Annotated in this window: 22 protein-coding genes; 14 read left to right on the top strand and 8 right to left on the bottom strand. The window is 60.3% G+C overall.

From position 1 onward, the window contains the following. Positions 1-71: 71 nt before the first annotated feature. Both AC4PS7_RS10965 and AC4PS7_RS10960 read right to left on the bottom strand, forming a co-directional pair. Positions 72-812 (bottom strand): flagellar basal body rod protein FlgF, encoded by a 741-nt coding sequence (locus tag AC4PS7_RS10965; protein WP_010208724.1) that lies wholly within the window; start codon positions 810-812, stop codon positions 72-74. Positions 813-1,054: 242 nt separating this feature from the next. After that, entirely contained in the window at positions 1,055-2,617 is a 1,563-nt protein-coding gene (locus tag AC4PS7_RS10960) for a sigma-54-dependent phenylalanine hydroxylase transcriptional regulator PhhR (RefSeq protein ID WP_010208723.1), read from the bottom strand. Between the two features lie 257 nt (positions 2,618-2,874). Here AC4PS7_RS10960 and phhA point away from each other — a divergent pair, with 257 nt between their 5' ends. From phhA to AC4PS7_RS10945, 3 genes are all read left to right on the top strand, one after another. Next, positions 2,875-3,666: a phenylalanine 4-monooxygenase gene (phhA, locus tag AC4PS7_RS10955; protein WP_010208722.1), complete on the top strand. Its 792-nt coding sequence runs from the start codon at positions 2,875-2,877 to the stop codon at positions 3,664-3,666. A 97-nt stretch (positions 3,667-3,763) separates the two neighbouring features. Then, entirely contained in the window at positions 3,764-4,120 is a 357-nt protein-coding gene (locus AC4PS7_RS10950; RefSeq protein WP_010208721.1) for a 4a-hydroxytetrahydrobiopterin dehydratase, read from the top strand. After that, entirely contained in the window at positions 4,120-5,313 is a 1,194-nt protein-coding gene (locus AC4PS7_RS10945) for an amino acid aminotransferase (protein WP_021490849.1), read from the top strand. Before AC4PS7_RS10950 ends, AC4PS7_RS10945 begins: the two co-directional genes overlap by 1 nt. Before the next feature lie 65 nt (positions 5,314-5,378). On the opposite strand, the gene AC4PS7_RS10940 is transcribed toward AC4PS7_RS10945, so the two are convergent. Next, on the bottom strand, positions 5,379-6,188 hold the full coding sequence (locus tag AC4PS7_RS10940; protein WP_010208719.1) for a UDP-2,3-diacylglucosamine diphosphatase: 810 nt from the start codon (positions 6,186-6,188) through the stop codon (positions 5,379-5,381). 137 nt (positions 6,189-6,325) lie between these two features. Here AC4PS7_RS10940 and AC4PS7_RS10935 point away from each other — a divergent pair, with 137 nt between their 5' ends. The 3 genes from AC4PS7_RS10935 (at position 6,326) to AC4PS7_RS10925 (ending at position 8,473) form a co-directional block, all read left to right on the top strand. Beyond that, the gene (locus AC4PS7_RS10935) at positions 6,326-7,075 is read left to right on the top strand and encodes an AraC family transcriptional regulator (RefSeq protein ID WP_010208718.1); all 750 of its coding nucleotides are present in this window, start codon (positions 6,326-6,328) and stop codon (positions 7,073-7,075) included. Between the two features lie 99 nt (positions 7,076-7,174). Further along, complete coding sequence (locus tag AC4PS7_RS10930; RefSeq protein WP_021490850.1) at positions 7,175-8,059, top strand: DMT family transporter; 885 nt, start codon at positions 7,175-7,177, stop codon at positions 8,057-8,059. A 132-nt stretch (positions 8,060-8,191) separates the two neighbouring features. After that, a complete protein-coding gene (locus tag AC4PS7_RS10925) occupies positions 8,192-8,473 on the top strand; it encodes a hypothetical protein (RefSeq protein WP_010208716.1) in 282 nt (93 codons plus the stop codon). 41 nt (positions 8,474-8,514) lie between these two features. Here AC4PS7_RS10925 and AC4PS7_RS10920 read toward each other — a convergent pair whose 3' ends face one another. Next, positions 8,515-8,802, bottom strand: coding sequence for an Rdx family protein (locus AC4PS7_RS10920; RefSeq protein WP_021490851.1), 288 nt, complete (start codon positions 8,800-8,802; stop codon positions 8,515-8,517). 84 nt (positions 8,803-8,886) lie between these two features. Between AC4PS7_RS10920 and AC4PS7_RS10915 the strand changes: the two genes are divergently transcribed. Further along, positions 8,887-11,076 carry a patatin-like phospholipase family protein gene (locus tag AC4PS7_RS10915; protein WP_010208711.1) on the top strand — a complete coding sequence of 730 codons (2,190 nt, stop codon included), beginning with the start codon at positions 8,887-8,889 and terminating at the stop codon, positions 11,074-11,076. Between the two features lie 61 nt (positions 11,077-11,137). Here the strand turns inward: AC4PS7_RS10915 and AC4PS7_RS10910 are convergent, their stop codons facing one another. Next, the gene (locus tag AC4PS7_RS10910) at positions 11,138-11,572 is read right to left on the bottom strand and encodes a MarR family transcriptional regulator (protein WP_010208708.1); all 435 of its coding nucleotides are present in this window, start codon (positions 11,570-11,572) and stop codon (positions 11,138-11,140) included. A gap of 121 nt (positions 11,573-11,693) precedes the next feature. Beyond that, positions 11,694-13,820, bottom strand: coding sequence for a DNA helicase RecQ (gene recQ, locus AC4PS7_RS10905; protein ID WP_021490852.1), 2,127 nt, complete (start codon positions 13,818-13,820; stop codon positions 11,694-11,696). 266 nt (positions 13,821-14,086) lie between these two features. On the opposite strand from recQ, the gene AC4PS7_RS10900 reads away from it, so the two are divergent. From AC4PS7_RS10900 to AC4PS7_RS10890, 3 genes are all read left to right on the top strand, one after another. After that, positions 14,087-14,674, top strand: coding sequence for a UPF0149 family protein (locus AC4PS7_RS10900; protein WP_010208706.1), 588 nt, complete (start codon positions 14,087-14,089; stop codon positions 14,672-14,674). Positions 14,675-14,694: 20 nt separating this feature from the next. Beyond that, on the top strand, positions 14,695-15,078 hold the full coding sequence (locus tag AC4PS7_RS10895; protein ID WP_010208705.1) for a YbaN family protein: 384 nt from the start codon (positions 14,695-14,697) through the stop codon (positions 15,076-15,078). A gap of 114 nt (positions 15,079-15,192) precedes the next feature. Continuing rightward, positions 15,193-18,663: a hybrid sensor histidine kinase/response regulator gene (locus tag AC4PS7_RS10890; protein ID WP_021490854.1), complete on the top strand. Its 3,471-nt coding sequence runs from the start codon at positions 15,193-15,195 to the stop codon at positions 18,661-18,663. 46 nt (positions 18,664-18,709) lie between these two features. Here AC4PS7_RS10890 and AC4PS7_RS10885 read toward each other — a convergent pair whose 3' ends face one another. Together AC4PS7_RS10885 and AC4PS7_RS10880 are read right to left on the bottom strand one after the other, a co-directional pair. After that, complete coding sequence (locus AC4PS7_RS10885) at positions 18,710-20,074, bottom strand: DNA recombination protein RmuC (RefSeq protein WP_176331999.1); 1,365 nt, start codon at positions 20,072-20,074, stop codon at positions 18,710-18,712. 175 nt (positions 20,075-20,249) lie between these two features. Further along, positions 20,250-20,573 carry an SEL1-like repeat protein gene (locus AC4PS7_RS10880; RefSeq protein WP_021490855.1) on the bottom strand — a complete coding sequence of 108 codons (324 nt, stop codon included), beginning with the start codon at positions 20,571-20,573 and terminating at the stop codon, positions 20,250-20,252. A gap of 457 nt (positions 20,574-21,030) precedes the next feature. On the opposite strand from AC4PS7_RS10880, the gene AC4PS7_RS10875 reads away from it, so the two are divergent. The 4 genes from AC4PS7_RS10875 (at position 21,031) to AC4PS7_RS10860 (ending at position 24,201) form a co-directional block, all read left to right on the top strand. Further along, positions 21,031-21,336 (top strand): hypothetical protein, encoded by a 306-nt coding sequence (locus tag AC4PS7_RS10875; RefSeq protein WP_010208700.1) that lies wholly within the window; start codon positions 21,031-21,033, stop codon positions 21,334-21,336. Positions 21,337-21,780: 444 nt separating this feature from the next. Continuing rightward, a complete protein-coding gene (locus AC4PS7_RS10870; RefSeq protein ID WP_010208698.1) occupies positions 21,781-22,005 on the top strand; it encodes a hypothetical protein in 225 nt (74 codons plus the stop codon). Positions 22,006-22,282: 277 nt separating this feature from the next. Further along, the gene (locus AC4PS7_RS10865) at positions 22,283-22,765 is read left to right on the top strand and encodes a hypothetical protein (protein WP_021490856.1); all 483 of its coding nucleotides are present in this window, start codon (positions 22,283-22,285) and stop codon (positions 22,763-22,765) included. Between the two features lie 146 nt (positions 22,766-22,911). Continuing rightward, complete coding sequence (locus AC4PS7_RS10860; protein WP_010208696.1) at positions 22,912-24,201, top strand: OmpP1/FadL family transporter; 1,290 nt, start codon at positions 22,912-22,914, stop codon at positions 24,199-24,201. Positions 24,202-24,220: the final 19 nt, after the last annotated feature.

Genomic DNA, 24,220 nt, shown 5'->3' with positions numbered 1-24,220 from the left:
GCTGTTCTCCTTCGTGCGCCTGTTTGTTGGCGCTGCGCTGCGAAATTAGTCGTGGTTCAGTGACGCGGCTATCAGCTCATCTGCATGACGCGAGTCATGGCCTGATCGTCTTCCTTGGCGCTGTTCATCATCTTGATGTGCAGCTCGAACTGTTTGGAAAGCGCCAGCACCGCGGTCATTTCTTCCACGGCATTGACGTTGCTCGCCTGCAGGAAACCCGAGGTCAGCTTGACGTTCGCGTCGGCTTGGGCTGGCTGGCCATCCTTGGTGTGGATGGTGCCGTCCAGGCCTTTATTCATGTTCTTCAGGTCAGGCTGGACCAGCTTGATGCGGTCCACTTCAGCCATCACCCGCGGGCCCTCGCCCATGGCACGGATACTGATGGTGCCGTCGGAACCCACTTCGATCTTCTGCTGCGGCGGCACGGCAATCGGACCACCGTTACCCATGATCGGCATACCGTTGCCGGCGCGCAGCACGCCCAATGCATCGACGTTCATGCTCGCGCTGCGCACGTAAGCTTCGCCGCCGTCCGGAGTCTGCACGGCCATCCAGCCATCGCCATTGACGGCAACGTCCAGGTCACGGCCGGTCTCGATCATGGCGCCGGGGGTGAAGTCAGTGGCTGGGCGTTCGGTCATGGCAAACGCCCGCGCCGGAAAGCTGTCACCGAACACCGGCATCGAACGCGCCTGCTCCAGGTCACGTTGGAAACCATTGGTGGAAATGTTCGCCAGGTTGTTGGCATGGGCCTTCTGCGCCAGAGCATTCTGGCTGGCGCCGGTCATTGCCACATAAAGGTACTTGTCCACGCTCTTTCCTCTTTCTGACGGACGCTTGCCGCCCACCGCTGTACTGATGAGGCTTAAGCAATTTGCGAACCAACTTTTAAAAAGACGATGAAGTGCAGGCGGGGCGGGGGTTTGCGCTGAGGTGTGATGATTTCGTGATTGGGCGCGAGTCGAAAAAACGGCGGACTACTGCCGCTAACGGCAAACCCCGGTCGTATTAGCGACAAAGATCAAATGTGTGTCGACCTAGGAGTGTCAGACAATCACTTGTCAGCCTTGAGAATTTCGTAATCACGCAACTTATTGGCGATGGTGGTGTGGGACACCCCCAGGCGCTTGCCCAACTGTCGGCTGCTGGAATGCTCGGCGTACAAGGCTTCCAACACCGCCTTCTCGAAGCGGCCGACGATGTCCTCCAGGCCGCCCTCCAAGGAAAAATCGCCAAGCGGCTGACGCACGCCATAATCCGGCAAGCGGATATGCTCGACCTTCACCGTCCCGCCCTCGCACAACGACACCGCCTGGAACAGCACGTTTTCCAGTTGCCGCACATTGCCTGGCCAGTGGTAGTGGCTCAGGCGATCCATCGCAGCCGGCGCCAGCTTCGGCAGGGGGCAGCCGATCTGCCGGCTGGCCTGGTCGAGAAAGTGATCCACCAAGGGCGCCAGCCCGTCGAGGCATTCGCGCAGGGGCGGGATATGCAGGGACAACACATTGAGGCGGTGGTAGAGGTCCTGACGGAATTCGCCACGGGCGCACAGCTCGGACAAGTCCACCTGCGTGGCGCAGATCACGCGCACGTCCAGGTAGACCTCTTCATCGCTGCCTACGCGACGGAAGCAACCGTCCTGCAGGAAGCGCAGCAATTTCACCTGCAAGCGTGCGCTCATTTCTCCGACACCATCGAGAAACAACGTCCCCCCCGCCGTCAGCTCCAACAGCCCCAACTTGCCTTCGGCGCGTGCGCCTTCGAACGCGCCGGGGCCGTAGCCGAACAGCTCGGTCTCGGCCATCGACTCGGGCAGGCCCGCGCAGTTGAGCGCCATCAACGGCGATTGCCCACGTGGGCTGGCTAAGTGACAGGCACGCGCCAGCAGTTCCTTGCCAGTGCCGGTTTCGCCTTCTATTAATAGAGGCGCATCCAGCGGCGCCATGCGTCGGGCTTCGCGTACCACGGCGGCCATGACCTTGGAGCTTTGGAAGATGCTGTCAAAGCCGCGCAGTTCCTGCTTGCGCACGTTGTAGATGCGCTCACCGACGCGGTCAGCGCGGTGCAGGGTCAGCACGGCACCGGCCATGGCTTCGCTGTCGTCATGTTCGGAGGATTGCAGCGGCGCGATATCCGCCAGGAACACGTCGCCCTTGACCTTGACCCGCAGGCCGTTGATCCGCGATTTGCTGGCGCGGACCAGTTCGGGCAGATCAAAGTCCTCGGCGTAGCGCGACAGCGGAATCCCCGGCACCTCGTCCACACGCACCCCGAGCAACTGCGCCGCCGCACGGTTGGCGGCGACGATCGAGCCGCCCATATCGATGGACAACACCGGAAACTCCAAGGCACCAAGCAGCGCATTGAGCTCCATATGCCGACGCTCGCTGGGCATCAGCCCTACCCTTTTGACACCAAATACCCCGGCAATCGCCTCGAACTGCGGGCGCAACGCCTGGAATTGCATGTTCACCAAGTTCGGGCAAAACAGGTAGATGGCATTACCATGCTCACCGCCCACCTCGCCCTTGGCGACGTTGACGCCATACTCCACAAGCAGGTTGAGGATGTCCCGCAGGATGCCGATGCGGTTCTGGCAGTGCACTTTGATACGCATGAAGAGGCCCGAAAAGTGGGGAGGCGCCGCGTGTTTTTGTCGCTGGGCGCAGATAGTCGTCAAGATTATGTGACAGCCTGCGGGCTTTTCACAGCCCAGCACAACGGCCAACCCCACAAGCGTAACGAATACTTTACGAAAAGCGGTAACTTTTCCTACCTGTGGCCGCTTTAAACAGATGGAATCTGGCCGCGCACGGGGTATCAATAAGCTCATCGCAGGACATAACAAGAACGAATGCCTAGCAGGAGAGCCGTATGAAGCAGACGCAATACGTGGCCCGCGAGCCCGATGCGCAAGGTTTTATCCACTACTCGCAGGAAGAACATGCGGTGTGGAACACCCTGATCACTCGCCAGTTGAAAGTGATCGAGGGTCGCGCCTGCCAGGAATACCTGGATGGCATCGACAAGCTCGGCCTGCCCCACGATCGTATTCCGCAACTGGGTGAAATCAACAAGGTGCTGGCCGAGACCACTGGTTGGCAGGTCGCCCGTGTGCCGGCGCTGATCCCCTTCCAGACGTTCTTCGAATTACTCGCCAGCAAACAGTTTCCGGTGGCGACATTTATCCGCACCCGCGAAGAACTGGACTATCTGCAAGAGCCGGACATTTTTCACGAGATCTTCGGCCACTGCCCGCTGCTGACCAACCCTTGGTTTGCTGAATTCACCCACACCTACGGCAAGCTCGGCCTGGCGGCCACCAAGGAGCAACGGGTGTACCTGGCGCGCCTGTACTGGATGACCATCGAGTTCGGCCTGGTGGACACGCCCGAAGGTCGACGCATCTACGGTGGCGGCATTCTGTCGTCGCCCAAGGAGACGGTGTACAGCCTGTCGTCCGAGCCCGAGCATCAAGTGTTCGACCCGCTGGAAGCGATGCGCACGCCGTATCGCATCGACATTCTGCAACCGCTGTATTTCGTGCTGCCTGACCTCAAGCGCCTGTTTGAAGTGGCGCAGGAGGACATCATGGGCATGGTGGAGCGTGGCATGCAGTTGGGTCTGCACGCACCGAAGTTTCCGCCCAAGCCCAAGGCGGCGTGAACCTTACATCTTGAGGCCAGGTGAGTCTGTTCCCTGGCCGCGCGTTGCTTTAGGGTGACGCTACTGATCTTCAAACACTCGAATTCAGGACACCACCATGACCACGTTGAACCAAGCCCATTGCGAAGCCTGCCGCGCCGATGCCCCACAAGTCAGCGATGAAGAATTGCCGGTGCTGCTCAAGCAGATCCCCGACTGGAACATCGAAGTCCGCGACGGCGTGATGCAACTGGAAAAGGTTTTCCTGTTCAAGAACTTCAAATTCGCCCTGGCCTTTACCAACGCCATGGGTGAAATCTCCGAAGCAGAAGGCCATCACCCGGGCCTGCTCACCGAATGGGGCAAAGTCACCGTGACCTGGTGGAGCCACTCCATCAAAGGCCTGCACCGCAACGACTTCATCATGGCCGCGCGCACCGACGAAGTGGCCAAGGACGCCGAGGGCCGCAAGTAATGCATTTCGATGCCATTGGCCGCGTGCCCGGCGACCCGATCCTCGGGCTGATGGACCTGTACGCCCACGACACCAACCCGAACAAATTCGACCTGGGCGTGGGCGTCTATAAGGACGATCAGGGCCTGACGCCGATTCCGCACTCGGTCAAGTTGGCCGAGCAGCGCCTGGTGGACACGCAAACCACCAAGACCTACATCGGCGGCCACGGTAATGCGGCCTTCGGCACGCTGATCTGCGAGCTGGTGCTCGGTGCCGATTCGGCATTGATTCGCGAGCGCCGCGCCGGCGCCACCCAGACCCCAGGCGGCACTGGCGCCCTGCGCCTGAGCGCCGACTTCATTGCGCACAACCTGCCGGGCCGTGGCGTGTGGCTGAGCAATCCGACCTGGCCGATCCACGAAACTATCTTTGCCAAGGCTGGCATTCCAGTCAGTCATTACCCGTACGTGGGCGCTGACAACCGCCTGGACGTGGCGGCGATGCTCGCCACCTTGTCCACAGTGCCCAAGGGCGATGTCGTGCTGCTGCACGCCTGCTGCCACAACCCGACGGGTTTCGACCTGTCCCAGGACGATTGGCGCCAGGTACTGCAGATCGTGCGCGAGCGCCAGCTGCTGCCGCTGATCGACTTCGCCTACCAGGGCTTTGGCGACGGCTTGGAGCAGGATGCTTGGGCGGTGCGGCTGTTTGCGGCGGAGCTGCCGGAAGTGCTGGTGACCAGTTCGTGCTCGAAGAACTTCGGCTTGTACAGCGACCGCGTCGGCGCGTTGATCGTGTGTGCGGCGGATGCCGAGAAGCTGACGGATGTACGCAGCCAGCTTGCCAACACGGCGCGTAACCTGTGGTCGACGCCGCCGGACCATGGTGCTGCGGTGGTGGCGACCATCCTGGGTGATGCCGAGCTGAAAAAGCGGTGGAGCGACGAGGTTGAAGCCATGCGTTCGCGAATCGCCCACCTGCGTTCGGGGCTGGTGGAGGCGTTGGCGCCACACGGCTTGTCGGCGCGGTTCGCGCATATCGGGGCGCAGCGCGGGATGTTTTCCTACACCGGCTTGAGTGCCGAACAGGTGAAGCAACTGCGCGAGAAACACAGCGTGTATATGGTGAGTTCGGGACGGGCCAACGTGGCCGGCATCGATGCGACACGCCTGACATTGCTGGCCAAAGCCATCGCCGACGTTTCCAACTGAAGAAACCGGGACCCCATATGGGAGCTGGCTTGCCATCTCCCACATTGCTTGGCTGTGATAATCCTCTAGCCCGCAACCATCTCAGCTTTTAGCAGTGCTGCTTTCGCTTGCGCATCCGCCAACCGATACAACTCGATACTCCCATCCCAGTGCTCGATCAACGCCGTGCACGACTCCACCCAATCCCCACAATTGAGGTAATCCACCTCGCCCACCTTGCGAATCTCCGCATGGTGGATATGCCCGCAGACCACGCCGTGCAGCTCACGCTTGGTCACTTCATGGGCGATGGCTTCTTCGAAATCGCTGATGAAGTTCACCGCCGTCTTGACCTTGTGCTTGAGGTACGCAGACAGCGACCAATAGCCATAGCCATAGCGCGCACGCCAGTGGTTCAGCCAGCGGTTCAGCGTGAGGGTGAACTCGTAAGCCGAGTCACCAAGGAACGCCAGCCAGCGGTGGTAACGGGTGATCACGTCAAACTGATCGCCATGAATCACTAACAGATGCCGGCCATCGGCAGTCACGTGTACCGCTTCGTCCACCAACTGGATGTTGCCCAGGATCAGCTTGGAATAACGACGCAGGAATTCGTCATGGTTGCCGGTGACGTAGATCACTTCGGTACCGCGCTTGGCCATGGTCAGCAGGCGGCGGATCACGTTGGTGTGGGCCTGGGGCCAATACATGCCGCCACGCAGTTTCCAGCCGTCGATGATGTCACCGACCAGGTAGACCTTGTCGGCGTGATAACCCTTGAGGAACTGCGACAAATGTTCGGCCTGGCAATCCCGGGTGCCCAGGTGCACATCGGAAATCCACAGGGTACGAACCCGTTGCTTGCGGCTGGGCTTGGCGAACTCGGCACTGGTCATGGGCATCCCTCGACGGTGTTTTCGCGAGCTTGCACCCTGGCGATTAATAGCCCATGACAACGATGCGTCAGTCTGATGACAGCGCTCAGTGCCCGCAAAGCGTTGTAGACTGCCCGCTTGCCGCCCAGGAGACCGCAATGGGACCCGCCCTCACCCTACGCCACTACGTCGAAGCGCCCCTCGCCCACAGCCATGACCATGCGCAATTGGTGTTCGGCCTGTCCGGGCATCTGGACCTGGAAGTGAACGGCCGTGGCAGCCAGGTGCGCGAAAGCAGCGTGATGGTGCTGCCCTTCTCCGCCCACCATGCGTGCTGCAGTCGCGATGGCAGCCGCTGCCTGGTGCTGGATGTGCCCACCGAGCACTGGGTGCTGCAATCGCTGGGGGAACACGCCGATGCCAGTCGCCGCCTGCTGGATCAACCGGCGCGGCTGACCCTGGACTCACGGCAGCACCAACTGGTGCAATGGCTGGCGCACAGCCCGGTGCATGACCCGCTGATCGTCCAGCAAGGTGCGATCCTGCTACTGGCCAGTCTCAACCATCCGCCAGCCCAACCGGCGCTGGGCCGGCGTTTGCCGTACGCGGCGTTCAACGCGCATATCGAGCGCCATGTTGCACACCCGCTGCAGGTGGCCGACCTGGCGCGCATCGCCGACCTGTCGGTGCCGCGCTTGCATGCACGCTTCATGGCGGAATGCGGGCAGACGCCGATGGACTATATCCGTAGCCGTCGCCTGCAAATGGCTTTGGACCTGCTGCGCAAAACTCCTTTGCCCATCGGCGAAATCGCTGAGCGCGTCGGCTATACCTCGCAAAGTGCATTTGCGGCGGCGATGCTGCGTGAGTTTGGCGCCTCCCCGGGTGCTTTGCGACGCCACGCGTAGCGAGAGCCTCGCGATAAAAATCGCGAGCCGAGCGACAGACACCTGTACTGGCGAGCCACTAGACTGCGCTTCTGTCACCCGTTTTATTCAAGGATCGCAATGACTCCCCGCTCAGCCCTCGGCGCCCTGCATATCGGCGCACTGATGTTTGGCCTCACCGGCGTATTCGGCAAACTGGCCGCCGCCTCGCCGGCCGTCATCGTCTTTGGCCGCGCCGCGTTTGCCGTGGTTGCCCTGGCGGTGTTTGCACGGTTCGCCAGCAACACCGCCTGGAAAACGCTGGAGCTGCGTGACTGGCGCCGGCTACTGGTCAGCGGTGTATTACTGGCGGCGCATTGGGTGACGTTCTTTATAGCGGTGAAGGTGGCCGGCGTGGCCGTCGCGACCCTGGGCTTCACCGCGTTCCCGGCCTTTACCGTGATCCTCGAAGGGTTGATCTTCCGCGAGCGCATCCGGGCTAACGAAGTGATGCTAGTGGCGCTGGTCAGCGTCGGCCTGGTGCTGGTGACCCCGGACTTCAACCTCGCCAGCGAAGCCACCAGCGGGTTGCTCTGGGGGATCGCCTCGGGGTTGCTGTTTTCGCTGCTGTCGCTGAACAACCGCGCCAGTTCCGGGCGCATCCCGGCGGTGCAGGCAGCGCTGTGCCAGAACGTGGTGGTCGCGGTGTGCCTGTTGCCCGTCGCGGCCCCGGCGCTGGCGGATGTCAGGGCGATTGACTGGCTGTGGATCGGCCTGCTCGGCGTGTTCTGCACCGGCCTGGCCCACAGCCTGTTTGTCGCCAGCCTCGCAGTGATCAAGGCACGCACTGCTTCGGTGGTGTTTGCCATGGAGCCGGTCTACGGCATCACCGCGGCCTGGCTGCTGTTTGCCGAAACCCCGACGTTGCGCATGCTGCTGGGGGGCGCGCTGATCATTGTCGCCATTGTGCTGTCCGGCCTGATGGGCAGCGCCAGCCAAGCCAAACAGCCCGCTGTAACGGTCTGATCTATACTTTAAATATCCGCAACAGTGAGTAGTCGTTCAACGGATAACCGACAGCTCGACGACAGCCTGGGTATTTTCTGAAGTTGCTGCACGCGAGTGGTCAAAACCTCAACGCGATGCGGGAGCTTTACTATGGAAATGTTCATCAGTTTGTTGGTGCAGATTATCAGCGGGGCCGTCGGCGGCAACATTGCAGGAATGACCAAACAGAGCCTGGGGACCGGGCTCAATACCGTTATCGGTGGTGTAGGCGGACTGGTGCTGGGTCAGCTCGTCGCGGCACTGACGGGCACCTCCGGCGGCGAGGCGCTGGATGTGGCGGCGGTCGGCAGCAATATTGTTGGCGGTGGCGTCGGTGGGCTGTTGCTGACCTGGCTTATTGGCTTCATCAAACAAAAGATGGCGGCCAAATAACGCTGCACCACAAGGTCACCGCCCTCATCAGGTGGTGACTTTCACTGCGTACGATCGTTGTGCCCCAGGTCACGCTGCGGGTCTATCCGGTCGCGTACACGCTGCTTCAGCACTTTGGCTTCAGGAAAGCCACCATCAGCCTTACGTTCCCAGATCTGCACGCCGTCGCAGGTGATGCGAAACGCGCCACCGGTGGCCGGCTCCAGCGACACTTTCCCCAGGTCATCGGCAAACGTACTCAACAATTCCTGCGCCAGCCAGGCGGCGCGCAGCAGCCACTGGCACTGGGTGCAATAGGTGATGACGATCTCGGGTTTGATCGAAGACATAATTTGAGAGGTTCCAGGCGTAACGGGCTCGGCGGATCGAGTGGCTATAATACCGGCCTTTATCGCCCAGCCTAGAGATTCATGATGCGCCGCCTGCTGTCCTGCCTGTTTCTGTGCCTGATCCCTCTTCTAGCCGACGCCGTTGAACCGCCACGTCCGAAAATCGGCCTGGTGCTGTCCGGCGGCGCCGCCCGTGGCTTGGCCCATATCGGCGTGCTCAAGGCGCTGGAAGAGCAAGGCATCCAGATCGACGCGATTGCCGGCACCAGCATGGGCGCGGTGATCGGCGGGCTGTACGCGTCGGGCTACAAGATCGATGAGCTGGAAAAACTGGCGCTGAGCATCGACTGGCAACAGGCGCTGTCCGACGCACCGCCCCGGGAAGACGTGCCGTTCCGGCGCAAGCAGGATGACCGAGATTTCCTGGTCAAGCAGAAACTCAGCTTCCGCGACGACGGCAGCCTGGGTCTGCCACTGGGCGTAATCCAGGGCCAGAACCTGGCGCTGCTGCTGGAGAGCATGTTCGCCCACAGCAGCAACACGCGTAACTTCGACAAGCTGCCGATCCCCTTCCGCGCCGTGGCGACTGATATCACCACCGGCGAGAAGGTGGTGTTCCGCAAGGGTCACCTCCCCCAGGTAATCCGCGCCAGCATGTCGATCCCGGCGGTATTCGCGCCAGTGGAACTGGACGGCCGGCTGCTGGTGGACGGCGGCATGACCGACAACATCCCGCTGGATGTGGCGCGTGAAATGGGCGTGGATATCGCCATCGTCGTCGACATCGGCACCCCACTGCGTTCGCGCAAGCAACTGGCGACGGTGGTGGACGTACTCAACCAGTCGATCACCCTGATGACCCGGCGCAATTCCGAAGAACAACTCAAGGCCCTGCATCCCAAGGACGTGCTGATCCAGCCACCCCTCGCCGCCTACGGCGTGACTGACTTCGGCCGCGCCAAAGACATGATCGATGCCGGCTACCGCGCCACCCGCGCCCTTGATGCCCGCCTGGCCCACGTGCGCCCTGCCGAGCCGATCGACCCGCAATTGGTGGCCGCCCGTGCACCCGGCGAACGCACACCGGTGATCACCGCCATCAACGTGGAAAACGACTCGAAAGTCAGCGACGACGTGATCCGCTACTACATCCGCCAACCCCTGGGCGAACCGCTGAACCTGGGCCGCCTGCAAACGGACATGGGCACCCTTTACGGCCTGGACTATTTTGAGCAGGTGCAATACCGCGTGGTGAAAAAGGGTCAAGACAACACCCTGGTGATCAGTGCGCGCGGCAAACGCAGCGGCACCGACTACCTGCGACTGGGGTTGAACCTGTCGGATGACATGCGTGGCGACAGCGCTTTCAACCTCGGCGCCAGCTACCGCATGAATGGTATCAACCGCCTCGGCGCCGAATGGCTGACGCGGGTACAGATCGGTGATCGCCAAGAGCTGTACAGCGAGTTCTATCAGCCGATGGACACCGGTTCGCGTTACTTTGTCGCGCCGTATATCAGCGCCCAGGCTCAGAACGTCGAGCTGATCCTGGACAACGACCCCATCTCCGAATACCGCCTGGAACGCTACGGCTTCGGCTTGAACGTTGGACGGCAGATCGGCAACAGTGGCGAAATCCGCTTTGGCGTCGGCGAAGCCTGGGGTAAGGCGGATGTGCGCATCGGCGACCGGGATCTGCCCAGTGTAAGTTTCAGCGAAGGCTTCTATGAGCTGAAGTACTCCTTCGATTCCCTGGATAACGTGTACTTCCCCCATACCGGTGAAGACATCGGCCTGGCCTACCGCGAGTTTGAACCTGGGCTGGGCTCGGACCAGCGCTACCGCCAGTGGGAGTTCAAGCTCGACAAAGCCATGAGCCACGGCCCGGATACCCTGGTGCTGGGCGGGCGCTACGGGCGTACCCTGGATGATTCGGACGTGGTGATTTCCAGCTTCCTGCTGGGCGGTGCGCGACAGTTGTCGGGCTTCCGCCAGGACGCAATCTCAGGCCAGAACATCAGCCTGATGCGCGCGGTGTACTACCGCAGGCTCACGCCGCGTTCGTACCTGCCGCTGGATTTCCCGCTGTACCTAGGCGCGTCACTGGAGCGCGGCCGGGCGTGGAACAACGACAATGAATTCGACAGCGGGTATATCAATGCGGCGAGTATTTTCCTGGGGTTCGATACACCGCTGGGGCCACTGAATTTCAGCTATGGGTTCAATGATGATAATCAGAAGGCGGTGTACCTGAACCTGGGGCAGACGTTCTAAAGGCTTACGCTGAACCCGATGTGGGAACGGGCTTTTGTGGTGAGCCCGCCCAGTGGTTTCTTCAGGACTTTTCGAGATTCGACAGGATGTGTGCATGCACGCGCATGCACACGCTCAAATCAGCTTCATCCACACCCACAAACAGCTCATGCCGCAGGGCGGTAGCGATGGTTTCAATCTGTTCGATCAAGGGACGGGCGGTGTCACACAACAAGATACGCTTGGCACGACGGTCTTCCACCACGGCCTGGCGTTGCACCAGGCCCTGACCTTCCAGACTGTCCAGCAGCCGGGCCAGTGTCGGCCCTTCTACCCCGACGCTTTGCGCCAGCTCACGTTGGGTGGGTGCCTCTTCGAAACGGGCCAGGTGCAACAGCACCAGCCAGCGCGCCTGGGACAGGCCAAGCCCGGCCAGGCGGCGGTCCAACTCGGCGCGCCAACCACGGGACATTTGCGCCAATTGCATGCCAAATCGGTGTTGATCGGTTAACGGCATAAAAAACTCATGTTTTAGACTGAAAATAAAGTGTGGCTAATTATTAGTCAGCTAAGCATGAGCTTTGCCCGTAGGCAAGAGTTGCTATGTACTGATTCGTTACATTGTCGCAATTGGCGCACTAAATTTCGAATTCAGACTGCAAAGCCGCCCGCACGCAGTACAAAACACCTTCCGGAACACGCCCGGTAAACAGCGGGGCAATCTCCGCCACAGGTGGCAATTCGCCCTCTCCGTCCAAGAACGCGTCTTGGATTTCACCGAGCAGATCCTCTGGCAAATCAAGGGCCTGCTCCAACGACAGTTGCTGCTTGCCAATGGATTCGGCAAGCAAGGTGTAGACGTTCTTCTCCGAGCACTGCAACTGACCGGCGATCTGGACCGGGGTCATACCGGCGCGTGCCAGGCTGATCAGTTCGTGGCGGATATCGGCGACTTCCTTTGGCGCCTCGGCCTGGCCGCCGAGCACTTCGAGGAAGGCCTGGCCGTAACGCTCCAGCTTGCGCGCGCCCACCCCACTGACCCGCGCCATCTCGGCCATGCTGGTGGGCTGCTCGCGCAGCATCTCCAGCAAGGTGGAGTCGGGGAAAATAACGTACGGCGGCACGCTGTGTTCCTGCGCCAGTTTGCGTCGCAGGGTGCGCAAGGCTTCCCACTGTTCGCGTTCTTCGCCACGCACCAACTGGCTGGCCTGGCTGGTGCTGCTCTTGGCGGTGGTTTGCGGCTTAAGGTCGCGGCGCAGCTCCAGGCTGACTTCGCCCTTGAGCAACGGCCGGCAGCTGTCATTCAGACGTAGGCCGCCAAACCCCTCGATATCGATGTCCACCAGGCCACGCGCCACCATCTGCCGGAACAACGAGCGCCACTCACCTTCGGCGCGGGCCTTGCCGACGCCGTAGACCGAGAGTTTTTCGTGGCCGAAGCTGCGCACCTTCTCGTTGTCCTTGCCCAGCAACACGTCCACCAGGTGACCGACGCCGTAACGCTGACCGGTGCGGTAGATAGCGGACAAGCCTTGGCGCGCCGGCTCAGTGGCATCCCAGGTCTGCACGCCGTCGACACAGTTGTCGCAATGGCCACAGGGTTCGGGCATGTCTTCATCGAAATACGCCAGCAAGGTCTGGCGGCGGCAGCGGGTCTCCTCACACAGCGAGAGCATCGCGTCGAGCTTGTGTTGCTCCAGGCGCTTGTGGCGCTCGTCGCCCTCGGAATTCTGCAGCATCTGCTTGAGCATCACCACGTCCTGCAGGCCGTAGACCATCCACGCATCCGCCGGCAAACCATCACGGCCGGCACGCCCGGTTTCCTGGTAGTAGGCCTCAAGGGATTTGGGCAGGTCCATGTGCGCGACGAATCGCACGTTGGACTTGTCGATGCCCATGCCGAACGCGATGGTGGCCACCATGATCAGGCCTTCCTCGTTGAGGAAGCGCTTCTGGTGGTAGGCACGCAGGTCATTCGGCAGGCCGGCGTGATACGGCAGCGCCGGGTAGCCTTGCTCACAGAGAAACGCGGCGACTTCATCGACCTTCTTGCGCGACAGGCAATAGACGATGCCCGCATCGCTGCGTCGCTCCGAGAGGAACGCCAGCAACTGCTTGCGCGGCTGCTCCTTGGGCACGATGCGGTAGAAAATATTCGGCCGGTCAAAGCTCGACAGGAAGCGCTCGGCGTTCTGCAGGTGCAGGCGCTCGACGATTTCTTCGCGGGTACGCTTGTCGGCGGTGGCGGTCAGGGCAATGCGCGGCACATCGGGAAACAGCTCGGCCAATTGACCCAGTTGCAAATACTCACGGCGAAAGTCATGACCCCATTGGGACACACAGTGGGCTTCGTCGATGGCGAACAGGGCGATTTCCAGGCTCTGCAAAAAAGCCAGCATGCGCGGCTGCACCAGACGCTCGGGGGCCAGGTACAGCATCTTCACTTCACCGCGCTTGATACGCGCCGCCAGGTCGCGCTGCTGCTCGGCACTGAGGGTGGAGTTCAACGAAGCAGCGGCGACACCGAGCTCTTCAAGGGTCGCCACCTGGTCGTCCATCAACGCGATCAACGGCGACACCACCACCGCCAGGCCATTGCGCAACAGCGCCGGCACCTGGAAGCACAACGACTTGCCGCCGCCGGTAGGCATCAGGACCAGGGCGTCACCGCCGCTGGCCACGCGCTCAATGATCGCACCCTGGCGGCCACGAAAACTGTCGTAGCCGAAGATGTCCTTGAGGACGCGTTGTGCCTGCTCGAGCATGTAAAACTCCAAAAATAGTGCCGAAATCCCTCTGTACAGGCTGGCCGAAAAAATGCGCTTTCACGGGAAAAAATCCGTAAGCGAAGTTTTCGCGGACTGGCGCTTGGCCTGCAAGGGCATCACAAAACGCGGCAGTATACCCGAGCGCTACCTGGCAAAGGGCGCCACTGACGAATAGCGACCGCGATCTAAAATGCCGTTCGGCTGGCCTGTGCGCTCAAGAAAGCCTAGAATTCAGCATCGTTTATTCCCAAGGTAGTCCTTCAATGTCCTTCGCTGAGCAACTAACCCGCCTGCAAGCCTTCCTCGACGCCGATGAGCTGCATGACGAGGCGCTGGACTACGTGGCCGCCCACGGCTACCTGACCGCCCTGTCGATCTGCTCCGAAGTCGTACCTGACCGTGAATGGATCGACGCGTTGTTCGCCGAAGAGCCGCACTACACCGACGCCGCCCAACGCGAAGAAATCGAATCCACCCTGCTGGCCCTCAAGGCCCACATCGGTCGCCAACTGGCCTCCGACGAGGAATTCGAGCTGCCGTGCGAGCTGGACCTGGGCGAAGAACCGGATGACTCCGATCTGCGCGGCTGGTGCATCGGCTTCATGGAAGGCGTGTTCCTGCGCGAAGCCGCCTGGTTCGAAACCGCCGAGGAAGAAGTCAGCGAAATGCTGCTGCCGATCATGGTCGGTTCGGGCCTGTTCGACGACCAGCCTGAGTTCGCCGACATCGCCGCCGATGCCAACCTGATGGACGACATGATCGTTCAGATCCCGGAAGCCCTGACTGCGCTGTACCTGCTGTGCAACGCTCCTGACGAAAAACCGGCGATCCTCAAGCCACGTCACCACTGAGTCGCTTGCCCGTGACACCCATGGGCAATCGTTCACTGCTCCTGCGCTACGGGCTGCTGGCCATCGGCTGGCTGAGCGTAGCGTTGGGGGTGATAGGCATTTTCCTACCGGTATTGCCGACCACACCCTTCCTACTCCTCGCTGCCGCCTGTTTCGCCAGAAGCTCTCCGCGTTTCTACCATTGGCTGGTGCAACACCCGCGCCTGGGCCCATGGATCCGTGATTACCTGGACGGCAATGGCATCCCTCTCAAGGGCAAGGTCTACGCCATCGGCCTGATGTGGCTGAGCATCAGCGTCTCCTGCTACCTGGTGCCACTGCCGTGGGCACGTGGTTTCATGCTGACCAGCGCGGTGCTGGTGACTATTTACATCCTGCGCCAGAAAACCCTGCCACCCCGCTAGGCCGCGACATCACGTCGCGCTCAGACCTTGGTCGACACTGACTAACCCCCAGCATTCTGCGAGACTGTCCAACCGGGCCCGGAATGCCCGGGTGTTCTTATGCTCGGAGTTACCATGACGCTGTCCAGCGGGCTGATCGCCACCGTTGCCCTGGCCTATATGGCCATTATGTTTGCCATCGCCTTCTACGGTGATCGTCGCCGTGCGCCACTGCCGCCGCGTATGCGCGCCTGGGTGTACAGCCTGTCGCTGGCCGTGTATTGCACCAGTTGGACCTTCTTCGGCGCTGTAGGCCAGGCTGCCGAACAGTTGTGGGCATTTTTACCGATCTACCTGGGACCGGTGCTGTTGTTGGTACTGGCACCTTGGGTGCTGCAGAAGATGATTCTGATCAGCAAGCAGGAAAACATTACCTCTATCGCCGACTTTATTGCGGCGCGCTACGGCAAATCCCAATCCCTTGCCGTGGTGGTCGCACTGATCTGCCTGGTCGGCGTGCTGCCTTATATCGCCCTGCAACTCAAAGGCATCGTACTGGGCGTCAACCTGCTGATCGGCGCCGGCGCCGACACCACCGGCACCCGCGCCCAGGACACCGCGCTGATCGTCTCGCTGGTGCTGGCGCTGTTCACCATTGTGTTTGGTACGCGCAACCTCGATGCCACGGAACACCACCGCGGCATGGTGCTGGCGATTGCGTTTGAATCCCTGGTCAAGTTGCTCGCGTTTCTTGCGGTCGGCGCGTTTGTGACCTACGGGTTGTACGACGGTTTCGGCGACCTGTTCAGCCAGGCCATGCTCGCGCCTCGCCTGGATGAATACTGGAAGGAGACCGTCAACTGGCCATCAATGGTGGTACAGACCGGTGTGGCCATGATGGCGATTATCTGCCTGCCTCGGCAGTTCCATGTCACGGTGGTGGAGAACATCGATCCCCAGGACCTGCGCCTGGCCAAGTGGGTGTTTCCCGCGTACCTGGTGCTGGCCGCGTTGTTCGTGATCCCTATCGCCCTCGGCGGCAAGATGCTGCTGCCCAGCTCGGTATTGCCGGACTCCTATGTGATCAGCCTGCCCATGGCCGAAGCCCATCCGGCGCTGGCCGTGCTGGCATTTATCGGCGGTGCGTCGGCGGCCACCGGCATGGTGATCGTGGCGAGCATCGCCCTGTCGACCATGGTGTCCAACGACATGCTGCTGCCCTGGCTGCTGCGTCGTTCCAGCGCCGAACGGCCGTTCGAAGTGTTTCGCCACTGGATGCTGTCGGTACGCCGGGTGAGCATCGTGATCATTCTGTTGCTGGCCTACGTCAGCTATCGCCTGCTCGGCTCTACTGCGAGCCTGGCGACCATCGGCCAGATCGCCTTTGCCGCCGTGACCCAACTGGCGCCGGCCATGCTCGGTGCGCTGTATTGGAAACAAGCGAACCGACGCGGTGTGTTCGCAGGGCTCGCAGCCGGTACTTTCCTGTGGTTCTACACCTTGGTCCTACCGGTGACGGCGAAAAGCCTGGGCTGGTCCCTCAGCCTTTTCCCAGGGCTGACCTGGATGCACTCCCACCCGCTGGGCCTGTCCGTCACCTCATTGACCTTGGGCACCGTGTTCTCCCTGGCGGGTAACTTCACGCTGTTTGTGTGGGTGTCGATGCTGTCGCGCACACGCGTGTCAGAACACTGGCAAGCCGGGCGTTTCATCGGCCAGGAAATCAGCCAACGCGCCAGCGCCCGCTCGATGTTGTCGGTGCAAATCAGCGACTTGCTCAGCCTGGCGGCGCGTTTTGTCGGTGAAGAACGCGCCCAGCAAAGCTTTATCCGCTTCGCCTATCGCCAGGGAAAGGGCTTCAACCCCAACCAGAACGCCGACAACGATTGGATCGCCCATACCGAGCGCTTATTGGCCGGCGTGCTGGGAGCGTCTTCGACACGCGCAGTGGTAAAAGCGGCCATTGAAGGTCGGGAAATGCAGCTGGAGGACGTCGTCCGCATCGCTGATGAAGCCTCGGAGGTGCTGCAGTTCAACCGCGCGTTGCTGCAAGGCGCCATCGAGAACATCACCCAGGGCATCAGCGTGGTCGACCAGTCCCTCAAGCTGGTGGCCTGGAACCGGCGTTATCTGGAGCTGTTCAACTATCCGGACGGGCTGATCAGCGTGGGCCGGCCGATCGCCGACATCATCCGCTACAACGCCGAACGCGGGCTGTGCGGGCCGGGCGAGGCCGAAGTACACGTGGCGCGCCGCCTGCACTGGATGCGCCAGGGCCGTGCGCACACCTCCGAGCGCTTGTTCCCCAATGGCCGGGTGATCGAGCTGATCGGCAACCCGATGCCCGGCGGCGGTTTCGTCATGAGTTTCACTGACATCACCGCGTTCCGCGAAGCCGAACAGGCACTCACCGAGGCCAACGAAGGCCTGGAACAACGGGTGACCGCGCGTACCTACGAACTGTCGCAACTCAACGTCGCGCTCACCGATGCCAAGGGCGTGGCCGAGTCCGCGAGCCAGTCGAAGACGCGCTTTCTGGCGGCCGTGAGCCATGACTTGATGCAACCCTTGAACGCCGCACGCCTGTTCTCCGCCGCCCTTTCCCATCAGAACGACGGCCTGTCCAGCGAAGCCCGGCAATTGGTGCAGCATCTGGACAGTTCGCTTCGCTCTGCCGAGGACCTGATCAGCGACCTGCTGGACATCTCGCGCCTGGAAAACGGCAAGATCAATCCGCAGCGCCAGCCTTTTGTGCTTAACGAACTGTTCGACACCTTGGGCGCGGAGTTTAAAGCGCTGGCCCAGGAGCAAGGCCTGCGTTTCCGCCTGCGCGGCAGTCGCTTGCGCGTCGACAGCGATATCAAGTTGCTGCGGCGCATCCTGCAGAATTTTCTGACCAACGCTTTCCGTTATGCCGACGGCCCGGTACTGCTGGGCGTGCGCCGACGCAAGGGCGAGCTGTGCCTGGAAGTGTGGGACCGTGGCCCCGGCATCCCGCTGGATAAACAGAAGGTGATCTTCGAAGAATTCAAGCGCCTGGACAGTCACCAGACCCGCGCGGAGAAAGGACTGGGGCTGGGCCTGGCGATCGCCGATGGCTTGTGTCGCGTACTCGGCCATCGGTTGAGCGTGCGCTCATGGCCAGGCAAAGGCAGCGTGTTCAGCGTGCGCGTGCCGTTGGCGCGCAATCAAGTCAGCGCTCCGATCAGGGCCCCCCAGGAAAACGGCCTGCCATTGAGCGGTGCACAGGTGCTGTGTGTAGATAACGAAGAGAGCATCTTGATCGGCATGCGCAGCCTGCTGACGCGTTGGGGCTGCGAGGTGTGGACCGCCACCGACCAGGCCCAATGCGCAGCGTTGCTCGCCGACGGCGTGCGCCCGCAACTGGCCCTGGTGGACTACCACCTGGACCATGGCGAAACCGGGACTGAGCTGATGGGTTGGCTGCGAGCGCAATTGGCGGAGCCGATTCCCGGCGTGGTGATCAGCGCCGACGGCCGCCCGGAGATGGTGGCCGAGGTGCATGCGGCGGGGTTGGATTATCTGGCCAAGCCGGTGAAGCCTGCGGCGTTGCGGGCGTTGCTGAGTCGGCATTTGCCGCTGTAGGGCGATCCAGCGCGGTCAAATATGGGAGTTTGCACACCGCCGTATTTTATTCGGGCAGGTGTGCCACACCATCGGAGTCGGTCATCGCCCGCTCCAGTAAATCCGCCGGCAGGCTTTTACTCGCCCGCGCGCCCAGCAACCGCAATTGCTCGGTCCGGCTGACCAGATTTCCGCGTCCATCTGTCAGCTTGTTTCGCGCCGCACTGTAAGCCTTATCCAACTGCTGCAAACGGTTACCCACTTCATCCAAGTCCTGGATAAACAGCACGAACTTGTCGTACAGCCAACCGGCACGCTCGGCGATTTCCCGGGCGTTCTGGCTCTGGCGTTCCTGTTTCCAGAGGCTGTCGATCACACGTAAGGTCGCAAGCAAGGTGGTTGGGCTGACAATCACGATATGGCGGTCGAACGCCTCCTGAAACAGGTTGGGCTCGGCCTGTAACGCAGCGGAAAACGCCGCTTCGATCGGCACGAACAGCAACACGAAATCCAGGCTGTGCAGGCCTTCCAGGCGTTTGTAGTCCTTGCCGGCCAGGCCTTTGACGTGATTTCGCAGCGACAGCACATGCTGCTTCAGGGCTGCCTGGCCAATGACGTCATCCTCCGCCGCCACATACTGCTGGTACGCAGTCAGGCTGACCTTGGAGTCCACCACCACCTGCTTGTCGCCGGGCAACATGATCAGCACGTCGGGCTGGAACCGCTCGCCATCCGGGCCTTTGAGGCTGACCTGGGTCTGGTACTCACGGCCCTTCTCCAGACCTGCATGCTCCAGCACCCGTTCAAGGATCAGTTCTCCCCAGTTACCTTGGGTTTTCTGACCCTTGAGCGCGCGGGTCAGGTTGGTGGCTTCGTCCGACAGACGCAGGTTCAGTTGCTGTAGGCGTTCCAGCTCCTTGGCCAGGGAAAAACGCTCGCGCGCCTCGTTCTGGTAGCTTTCTTCCACGCGTTTCTCGAAGGATTGGATGCGCTCCTTCAAGGGGTCGAGCAATTGGCCCAGGCGTTCCTGGCTGGTTTCGGCGAAGCGCTGTTCGCGTTCGTCGAAGATCTTGCCGGCCAACTCGGCGAACTGTGCACGCAACTCATCCCGCGAGCCTTGCAGGTCGGTCAGGCGTTGTTGATGACTGTCCTGTTGTTCACGCAGCTCGGCGCGCAAGGCCGCCGACAAGGCATCGAGGCGGCGTAGCTCGGTCTCTTTGGCGCTACGGTCGAGGTTCCAGGCGTGAGCGGCATCGCGGGCGTTGTCGCGGTCGATCTGCAGCAACTCGACTTCGCGACGCACAGCGGCCAGGTCAGCCTGCTTGGCGGCATTGGCTTGGCTCAAATCGCTGATCTCATCGCGGCTCGCATCCAACTGCGCGGCAAGACCTTCCTGGGCAAGCTGTGCGGTGGCCAGGCGCTCTTCGAGCAGTTCCCAGCCGGTCATGCGTGCGTTCAAGCGTCGCTGCAGCTGCCAGCACACGGCCAATAACGGCACGGCAGCGCCAGCGAGGCCCAAGGCAACACTGGTCCAGTCAAAAACCATAGACATGTCTGCCATCACCGAAAAAAACCAAGGTTAGCGGAGCAGAGGGCCTGAGGACAGCTCAGTCTTCGACCTGACCCAGTTCGCGCTGGGCGCGGCGGTCACCGGCACGGGCGGCCAGGCGCAGCAGGTCGTGGCCGATGCGGCGGTCGCGGGCATTCCCGCATTCGCGGCACATCAGTTGGCCCAGGCGGCTTTGCGCAGCGACCACACCTTCACGGGCCGGCTGCTTGAGCAAACGCCCGGCGAGGTGCTTTACGTTGGTGTTGTGACCCAGGCGCGGACTGTCGAGCAACCACAAGGCAACTTTCAAGGAGAAGCGCTTGGGAGCGGTAACAGTTTGAGGGGAGTCGGTAACAGAAGATGATACTGAGCGAAACTTCATAAAGCACTGTGAGACAGAACGGAAGGCGCGCCACTCTACTCTTTTTTTCGTACAGGTAAAGCTGAAAAAACTGTGCACGCCCGTTCTAGAGCAAACGCTTGGGACAATCCACAGAAGCTGTGGATAACTCAGTGGACAACACGCCTTTAACTCGCGCAAAGCCCCATGGAATGGGGCCCGCAGTCAAACTGACGATTTTTTCACCAATAAAAAAAAGCCAGATTTTTCATTGACTTAAATTTCCATTGCAGGCAAATGGCGGCCTTGGAGTGCAGTTGACAGCGCGGTTACACACTCCGCAACCAATGTGCACAAGTACCCATTCGATGGTTATATCGCCGGCCTTTTTTGAAGCCACTCGCTACAAAAATGTTACCGCCTGGACAAACCAGGGACTTTTCAAATCTTTCCCGGCTCGCCACACTCCCCGACCTACAACGCAACAGTGGGTGAGTTGATGAAAGGGATTCTGTTATTCGCCGTGTTGCTATTGGCCATCTGCGCCGTTTCCTTGGGGATCAATGCAGCACTGCCGTCACCGGATGGGGCGCTGTTCGCCATCGCGATCCTGCTGTCGGCGGCGTTCACTGCCGTCAGCCTCTGCATCGAGCTGGGCGAAGGCCGCATAAACGACATCGGCGACGTGATGAAAGTGGTCGAGACCGGCCAATCTCTGCGCTTGACCCTTGCAGCCTACGGACTGGGCTGCTCACTGGCAGCAGCGATCACCGTCTTGGTCTATCGAGGCCTGTTGGGCGGCTGATAAAAGTTTTTTGGCTAACATACTTCCCTTACCGGTTTCAATCCGTTACTATCCGCGGCGTTAGTACCAAGCTGAAAGTCAATTCTGGTCGAACAACTCCCCTGCACAACACGGGATCGACCACCTCGATGGTTTCCAGGTATCGCTTGCGACGACACTGCCTTTGAACAAGCAAAGGGTGTCGCGAAGTTTCCATACTCTGACCGAACCAACCTGCAAATTGATCAGGATCTTCACCCCGGGCCCAGAACCTTTGCCCCTGTTGTGTTGCCTGCCCTCCTAAGTACCTACCTGCCAGCCCAAGCGCGCCTAAATTATTAGCGCTTCAAACTGGCTGCTTTGTTCCAGTCGGGTTCTTCGTTTGATCAATGGTGATCAACGTTACTGGAACGTTTTAACGTTGCACGGTTCTTAATCCGTGTCATTTGTAGGAACACCAATAATATGAACGCTCAAATCCATACTCAGGATGCCATTCGCACCCTCACCAACGCTTTTGCTCCAATGAACTGCCTGATCATGGCCGCTCGCAAAGGCTGCTTCAGCTTCACCCTGGTCAACGAACACGGCATCGCTCGTCACAGCGAACGCCTGTACCCCGATCAATACTCCAGCGCAGAACCGCTGCAGGCCGTGATCGAGCGTACCCGTCAGGCATTGATTGCCTGATCGACCCGCGTCGCTGAAACACAAAAACCCTGTTTAAAAAACAGGGTTTTTTATTGCCCGGAATTTACCTATTGGGCCGTTGCACTCAGTTCAAATAGATATAACCGTTATAACTAAATGAATAAGATGTTTTAAAAACAGTCCTTTACATCACAAATATGACACTACACTTCAACTCAAGCGGCATGATCCGCTTCCGACGAGCCTGAGATCCGATCCACTGCTGCCAAGCCCCCCTCTCAGGCCTCGTCGACCACTTTCACGGATTGAGGCTTGTATGGGTATCGCTGCCAGCGAATTGTCTCGATATGTGATCCGGCCGACCTTGATGTACCTCGGCCGCCATCACCCGACGGCGGAGTCTCTCCTGCTGGGCATTGCCGCCAGCCAGTCGGAACTCGGTTCCGCCTTGCACGACCGGCGCGGCCACGGCCTGTACAGCATCACCGAACCACGCCATCGTGCCCTGTGGGACAACTATCTGGCGCTGGACCCCGAGCGCGCCAGCCTGGTACGCGGACTCGCGAGCCAGCATGCGTTCCTCAGCGCACCGCAACTGGAGCTCACCGTAAACTTGCGTTATGCCACCGCCATCGCCTGGCTGTTGGTGGAACAACACACTCCTACACTGCCTCCACCCGGTGATGTCTTGGCCATGGCACGTATCTGGAAAGAAATTTTTCACCCACAAGGACGGCTGCGCGATTTCACTCAAGCCTGGCACACCTGTGTTTCACCCATGAATCACGTGGTTTGCTGACCGGGCAATTTGCAAGATTCGTCAAAAACCCTGGATTTTGGTCGGATTGTCCTACAAAACCGCTCTATCTCCTGCATTACAGCCTATAGCGCGATCTTAATTTTATTGTTACTTTCCGCAGCGGTGATCACCACGGAGTTCTAATAATGAAAAAAGTAATGCTCAAGACCACACTTAGCCTCGCCGTTGCCATGGCCTCTTCTCATATTTTCGCAAGTGGCTTTGCCCTTAACGAACAAGACGTCGCCGGGATGGGTACGGGTTTCGCAGGCCGCTCTTCTTCTGCCGAAAACGCCAGCACCGTTTATGGTAACCCTGCCGGTATGGCTCGCCTTGAAGGCCAGCAAGTCACCGGCGGTGTTGCGGCGATTGATGCCTCAAGCAACATTAAGGATGTCAGCGGCCGCTCCAGCGGCACGAACAAAGGCGATATGGTGCCTTTCACTGCCGTTCCTTTCGGTTTCTACACCAATAAACTCAACGATCAATGGGCTGTCGGTTTCGGCGTCTATGCTCCGTTTGGCCTTGTGACCGATTACGAAAGTGGCTTCCAAGGCAAAGCCTTTGGCAGCAAAAGCGAAGTGACCGTCATCACTTTCCAGCCGACGGTCAGCTACGCCTTCAACGATCGGGTTTCCATTGGTTTTGGTCCGACCATCAACCGTATCGCTGGTACGCTTGAGTCCGATATCAACCTGCCAGTCGCGGGTACCGGCTCCAACAACATCAAGATCAAGGGTGATGACACCGCCGTCGGCTTCAATGCCGGCCTGCTGGTTCAAGCTACTGACACAACGCGAGTGGGCCTGACCTACCACTCGAAAGTGAAGTACAAGCTCGAAGGCCATACCGAAGTGACCAAAGGCACCAACGTTCCAGCTTCGCTGTTGAACAATGGCCGCTACGACGCGTCGCTGAAGATCGACACACCTGAATCCTGGGACCTGTCGGTTACTCAAGATATGAGCGACGCGTGGAAACTCTACGCAGGCGCTACCTGGACCCGCTGGAGCCGCCTGAAAGACATCACCGTCAACAACGAAGGTGTATCGGCCGCAGCCGGTAGCGGTGTGTTGGCTCCGCAAATTGTCGGCACCATCAAAGAAGACCAGAATTGGCACGACACTTGGGCCTATGCCGTGGGTACCTCGTATCGTGTCACCAAGCAAGTGGTGCTGCGTACCGGCCTGACCTTCGACCAGTCGCCGACCAACAACACCGACCGTTCGCCGCGTATCCCAACCGGTGACCGGACTATCTTCAGTCTCGGCCTTGGCTACGATGTAATGCCGAATATGACCGTGGACCTGGCTTACTCCTACCTCAAGGAAGAACCAGTCAAGGTCGCTCGTGCCAATGCATTGGGCCAGTCCTACAATGCTAAGTACGAAAACAGCGCCAACGGTTTTGGCCTGGGCGTAACGTACAAGTTCTGATCTGACGCCGTATAAAAAA

The organism is Pseudomonas sp. DW-iso3 (assembly GCF_058725305.1).
The sequence above is the reverse complement of the archived record's forward strand: the minus strand, read 5'-3'. Positions and strand labels throughout refer to the sequence as shown.